This is a genomic window from Corynebacterium pilosum DSM 20521 = CIP 103422, from assembly GCF_000373805.1.
GTDB lineage: Bacteria > Actinomycetota > Actinomycetes > Mycobacteriales > Mycobacteriaceae > Corynebacterium > Corynebacterium pilosum.
In genome coordinates this window covers 1-5,685 of record NZ_KB892463.1, presented here as the reverse complement: position 1 = coordinate 5,685, position 5,685 = coordinate 1, and the positions used below count along the sequence as shown (strand labels likewise).

Below are 5,685 nucleotides of genomic sequence, written 5' to 3'. Positions count from 1 at the left end.
ATTATTCGCTGCCTGAAGCGCGCGATCGTCCGGGAGATCTACCGGGTCATATGCACCAGGCGCAGTACGCCACAGCCCAGGGATCTTCGTCGGGATGAGTTGAAAGAACTGCGTATCGCGAAGCATCTCACCCAGGTGGTTGTAGCGAAGCATTTGGGGTGTGCCCCGGCGAGGATCAGTGACATCGAGACTGGAAAACGTCCGTTGACGGAATTAGCATCGGCCTACGAAAAATTTCTGAAAAGCGCTTGACACAATATAGGAGCATCGCAACCGTGGTCGTGTGCCTTCTGTCCCCAGATTATGCCAACAAAACACGTCACGAGTGGACAATTTCGTCGGGCGAGAGCCAATTCAGTGCGAAATTACTAATTTGTTCGTGCCATTCAATTTCATTAGTGGCATCCTCAGCGAAGCGGATTGAGGCTTCGAAAATCGCACGAAGTTGATGAGATTCGGGCGTGTAGCCTGCCTCATTAGCATCCTCTAGCATTTTTCGATACACCTGGAGCTCGAGAGGGACAATCACCGAGGTTCCTCCATAGTGGGAAATGGAAATTTTGTGGAGTCCGTAAAAGTGTGCAATAGAGGCGGGGCTAAGTTTAGGTGCCACGAAAAGACAATAGGCTTCCTTCGTCGAAGCTTCTTTTATTTTCCCTAGATGGCGGGCAACTGGTTCGCCCTCATTGTCGTACTGTTTCTGGCCTGATTGCAAAGTTACTTCAACAATTAAATTAAAATCTTCATAATTGCAAACAATGTCTGGGATATTACCGACTGCAGTCGACAACGGAAGCCCTTCGTCGTCGAGCTTGAAGTTTGGCGCGATGTCGCCCCCGTCGATCATTGTCATTGCTCGCCAAGTATTCCACTCAAGCATCAGTGGATTATCATAATATTCACCATCAACTATTCCATCGAATTTGCTTTGAACATCCTCATAGTTTTCGAAGTTCTTGAGCTTATGAACCTCTGCGTCGACCGCCTTTTGCTTTGACTGCTCTCGAAGTTTCAGAAGAGTAAGCTTGAGTTCGACTAGGGATTTTGCTTGGATGTCTTCAGCGTGGGCATGGGTAGAAAGTTGCTCCAGCAGGGCCGTGCGATCATCGGTCAAGAGTGTCGGTGCTGTGGCATCGAAGAGGTGCCTTTTGTATGAATTTAAATCATCGGTGAACACTGGAGCGCGGCCCACATTGGCTAGAATATATTCAACGTCTTTTTCCTTACCCTTTGCTACGCGTACGGAATGTCCAATTTGGGATATGGAGACTAGCTCTGTAGCTCTCAGGTACCTGAAGCATGCGTCTGTGTAGTCGCGAAGGTTGCTTCGCTTGGTTTTTAAAAACTTAGCTTCACTGGAATCTCTACTCTCTCGGGTTGAAATATCGCCAGCTGCGAGTTCGTCTGCGTAGATTTTGCGAAGCTCGGAATCAATATATTGTTGAAAGAATTTTCGATAATTTCCCTTGTTCAAAGCTTTGGCTCGGCGAAATTCTCTAATTCTATCGACTATATCTTCAAATTTGCGGTAATCGGTGAGTTGCATCCCAAAAGCGGAAACTTCATCAAACGTGAGTGAGCCAAAACGCTCGATCAATCTTAGAATTTCAAGATATGGTTTGACCCAAAAACAACCCTCGAATTCGAATTTTTCTTGTGATATGGCGACGGAAGTTGAAACTTCAGCATCTGTCGCAAGAGGGCTTCGTGTTCTAATTGTCCTGACAGTAACTCTTTGCCAGCATCAGTCAATTGGACGGGGTCGAGATTAACGAAGCCCAGGGCTTTTGGTGCTCGATTGATCCGGTCACGCGCAGAGAATGCAGGGTCTCTCGGGTTTTTGTTGGCCGACTGAAAGTGTTCTGTCTGCACTAGGACATTCATGAACGCCTTCTGAGTTTTGTTATCCCAATCGGCTCCAGTGAAACGGGTTACCAGAAGCTCGATTTCCGGGATCATTCTCAGTGGTGTGCGCGGAGACGTAATAAAAAATAAGGTCTTGGTGCGCTTATCGATTGTCGCCATAGGATATAGTCTACTTGTTGGAAACAAGAAGATGGCGGCTTCTTGCTTTGAAACGGTTTCGAATGTTCACTGCGTAGGCCTTTTCATAAGTGTGGATGACATTCGAGCCGTAAAGTTCCTTTGTTAAGTCCGTTTCTCCAATCACTAAAAGCGCTTGAGAAGGTAGGTTAAAGAAATCGCTTGCGAGGCGCCTGTGAGAATTTTCGGAGAATCCGTCGATAGTTTCTGCGTTGCCATAGTCAGAGAAAATCGAATCGTACGGTGGGTCGAGAAAAACAAAATCTTTTGGAGTGCACTGGTCGAAAACTTCGGCGTAGTCCCCGTTTGTGACCTGAGCGGTTTGTAGAAGCTTTGAATGGGCTCGACTTACAAGTTGGGTGTTGAAATTCTTATACCGCCCATAGGGCACATTGAATTCGCCTTTTTTGTTGTGGCGAATCATTCCTGAGTACGAAGTTTTATTGATGAAGAAATAAAGTGTAGCATCTAAAAAGGGGGAATCCTTTATTCCATTATACATGTCTCTAATCTGGTAATAGAGCGTCTCATTAGCATCGTAAACGCGCTCATTTGGAGTCGCAGCTTTGGCCTCTTCAAAGGCGGTTCGATTGGATTTATAAAGTTTTTCCAATTCGTCAAGTTCTGTCCTGAGCTGGTCAAAATTGTTGCGAACGGTTTGGTAAAAGTTCATTAGAGGCCTATTTAAGTCATTGACGATCGCGTTTTCTGCCTCGAGACGAAAATAAAGTGCACCTCCGCCGAAAAAGGGCTCAATATAACGTTCAAAGGACGAGGGGACAAAGGGAAGAATTTCGTGAAGCTCGCGGCTTTTTCCACCACGATATTTCACCATTGGTTTCATGGATTTTGCTCCTTGGTTGCGGCATTGACACGTTAGCAAACCGTCAGGCGCAAGCATGGATTCGGTCCTTGGCTGACTCCTCGGAGTTGTTTCGAAGTCGGCTGTCCCCTTGGGTGTGATGATTTATGCCCTCTGATTGATCTCGTGACTGTGCATGCACCGAGCACAATTGTGGGTTGAATTCACGTCGAGCTTTGCTTCTTGGTCAGGGTGGTGATTTCTATTATCTGTTGGGAAAAGGGCGCCCATCAAAAATATTATAAGGTTAGGAATTCTGTCTGTGGGCTACCTAGAAAGAATTTCAATCACTGGTGTTTACTGTATTACCGGATTAGGGAGAGGGTGGGGCCCGACCCCCGCAATCCGCTTCACGACCGTCACCACACCGCTTCACAAACGCCACCAAGGCGCTTCAAAACACACGTGCTAAACACTGTGTTCACCGCTGGCCTGCCATTTAGTCGCATGAGCCATTCCAGCTATGGCCGCTATGGCCGTGAGCTGGAACGTTGGGGCGTGGGGAGAGTTCGTCAACGAGAAGCTCTACCGTGTTTCGGACCAGTCGGGCTCAGGCCTGTCTCCAGCTACGTAGCCTGCGGAATGAGTAGAACATAGTGTCGTGACTTGGATGCAGACTGAGCGCGATTTTCGTTCTTCACCAATCAAGCTGGTCTTGGCTCCTTAATTCGTCCAACACCGCTTCAGCGCCGTCCGGCCACTTACTAATCCGAGGGCCAGGTACTTCTCTGTTGTAGAGCTGATCGTAGACGATCGTCGTATAGCCTTCCTTTCGGAGAGCCTCGATGTTGGTAGGAGAATCTTCTAGATAAACATGGGCCGCGACACTATCTTTAAGCCCAGTGAAGCAAAGCGACATGTAGGGGATGTCGTGTGCGTCTAACCACTCTGCGGTATCGGTAACAACACGCCTGTGAGAGCCACCCATGATCAAGCGGTGGGTCACTACGCGTATGTGGGCGCCCGCATCGGATAACTTTCGCATTGCCTCAGCAGCGCCGTCAATGGCCGGCATATTTACGTATAGCCCGTCCTTGACCGCTGCGCGGTGTATTTGTAGGTACTCCGCGCCATTCTCAATTCCCCAACCGGCTTTAACCAAGTTGTACGTGGTGGGATCTGGAAGATCATCAGGGGAGACGCCTTTATGCTGTGCGACGTAGGGGCGGATAGCTGCAGTGTAGTCTGCAACGACACCATCCAGGTCGACGCCAACTATCGCCCGACCGTTAATTTTCTTCTGCACTGCGATTCCTCCATTGTGAATTAAAACCCTTGCCGAGTTCCGCCAACTCTTTCCTGTACGCATCAGAATCATTGGAGATGCCGAGAGCAGTCAGGTTGTTTTCGTCTAGATAGTCTAAGTCGTACATGCCAGTCTCGGTGATAGCAATGACATTGCGGTCGTGGTGGCGAGGGCTTGGCTTTTCAGGGATGACTCGTTCTTGGTAAAACTGTTTTAGATCCATTTTGGTTGCTTGGCTGAATTTGAAAGTTAAATGCGCTAGCCGAGCCCAAACTACCCACAATACAATCAGTACTCCCCAAATACATCTTGTAGCCGCTTGGGATGGCTGGGGATCATCACCCAAATATAGGTAGTAAACAAGTAGGAACGGGGCACCAATTCCTACGACGCTCGAAGCCCCGATCAAGTAACGGGGTTGACTATAGGCGCGCCTTAAAACCACGTGCAGGTTACCGGTGACAAACAGCGCACCGTAGAGCGCGGTGAGAAGCGTGACGGAGGCAAGGAATTCCGCAAATGTGAACCATTGTTGGGAACTTTGTTCGAGGCCCTGGGTCTGACGCCAAAACACTGTTGACGAAAAAATGAGGCTTAAAAAAGTGGTTATGATTGCGAGAATTGGTTGCAGCATCCAATCAGGCGCCAGCCGAAAACTGAGTGTCTCGAGAGATGAAGTCTTCTTGTTGGGTTGAATGTGTACTCTGTTAAACGATGACCGGTACGAGCCATGGCGATACTTAGGATCAGTTGCCTGTGAAAACGGTTCTTCCACGCACTCTTGGGACTTGACCGTTGGCTCTGTACTTCCGTTCTGATGGTTGGCCGTGAAACGCGCCTCATCGAATTTGAACTTCAAAATCCGAGGGCGTTCCTTTTCCAAATAATCCAGCTTTTTATCAGTGGACGTCGGGCTGAAAGCGTGAATAGATTTCAAATGCATGCCATGAGGAAAAGCAAACTCGATGTGCGTGCTCCCTGCCGATCTGGCTGTCGATCGGATCAAAACATCGAGATGCGGATCGTGCGGCCGAAAAAGCGGTTTAATGAATTGACTAAAAAAGGATGAGGATTCCGGGGAATCACCCTTGTCGTCGTTGATTTCTACGTTGCAATTGAGCTTGATTATTGTCCGCTTCGAATCCTGGTTGGGCTTAATCGTGTCAACATCGGACCTGACCCCCGTTTGGTAGACAGCTAACATCCCAATATTCTGGGACTGAAAGGTAATCTCCACACCATGCCAAGCAAGACCTATTCAGAGGAGTTCAAGCGCGACGCCGTCGCCTTGTATGAGAACTCCGACGGCGCCTCGATCCACACCATCGCCACCGATCTCGGGATCAACCGGGCCACCCTGGCGAACTGGGTGAAAAAGTATGGAACCGAAACCCGTGCCACCAGCCCTGCGACTAAGAAATCCCCGTCTGCTTCAGTGACCGAAGCTGAGCAGATCCGGCAACTACAACGCGAAAACGCCCGGCTGAAAGAAGAGCGCGACATCCTGCGCAAGGCGGCCAAGTATTTCGCGGAA

7 protein-coding genes are annotated in these 5,685 nt (G+C 48.9%); 2 read left to right on the top strand and 5 right to left on the bottom strand.

Annotation, left to right across the window (positions count from 1 at the left end; genetic code table 11):
* Positions 1-252: helix-turn-helix domain-containing protein (locus tag B097_RS0108415; RefSeq protein ID WP_026254263.1), on the top strand; the 252-nt coding region annotated here is incomplete at its 5' end.
* 67 nt (positions 253-319) lie between these two features.
* Here the strand turns inward: B097_RS0108415 and B097_RS12745 are convergent.
* From B097_RS12745 to B097_RS0108395, 5 genes are all read right to left on the bottom strand, one after another.
* Positions 320-1,597, bottom strand: coding sequence for an AlwI family type II restriction endonuclease (locus B097_RS12745; RefSeq protein WP_202593328.1), 1,278 nt, complete (start codon positions 1,595-1,597; stop codon positions 320-322).
* A 2-nt stretch (positions 1,598-1,599) separates the two neighbouring features.
* Positions 1,600-2,025 carry a hypothetical protein gene (locus tag B097_RS13645; RefSeq protein ID WP_202593327.1) on the bottom strand — a complete coding sequence of 142 codons (426 nt, stop codon included), beginning with the start codon at positions 2,023-2,025 and terminating at the stop codon, positions 1,600-1,602.
* Positions 2,026-2,035: 10 nt separating this feature from the next.
* Complete coding sequence (locus B097_RS0108405) at positions 2,036-2,944, bottom strand: DNA adenine methylase (protein ID WP_211216846.1); 909 nt, start codon at positions 2,942-2,944, stop codon at positions 2,036-2,038.
* Between the two features lie 598 nt (positions 2,945-3,542).
* Entirely contained in the window at positions 3,543-4,151 is a 609-nt protein-coding gene (locus B097_RS0108400; protein WP_018582087.1) for a 5' nucleotidase, NT5C type, read from the bottom strand.
* The gene (locus B097_RS0108395) at positions 4,135-5,355 is read right to left on the bottom strand and encodes a YIP1 family protein (RefSeq protein ID WP_147287116.1); all 1,221 of its coding nucleotides are present in this window, start codon (positions 5,353-5,355) and stop codon (positions 4,135-4,137) included. The genes B097_RS0108400 and B097_RS0108395 overlap by 17 nt, the downstream gene beginning before the upstream one ends.
* 36 nt (positions 5,356-5,391) lie before the next feature.
* Between B097_RS0108395 and B097_RS0108390 the strand changes: the two genes are divergently transcribed.
* The coding region (locus tag B097_RS0108390) for an IS3 family transposase (RefSeq protein ID WP_018582085.1) at positions 5,392-5,685 on the top strand (294 nt) is incomplete at its 3' end.

What these genes read in the sequence shown, in the direction of transcription:
- B097_RS0108395 (WP_147287116.1), bottom strand. Translation starts at nt 5,355, where the DNA reads ATGTTAGCTGTCTACCAAACGGGGGTCAGGTCCGATGTTGACACGATT.
- B097_RS13645 (WP_202593327.1), bottom strand. Translation starts at nt 2,025, where the DNA reads ATGGCGACAATCGATAAGCGCACCAAGACCTTATTTTTTATTACGTCT.
- B097_RS0108405 (WP_211216846.1), bottom strand. Translation starts at nt 2,944, where the DNA reads ATGCTTGCGCCTGACGGTTTGCTAACGTGTCAATGCCGCAACCAAGGA.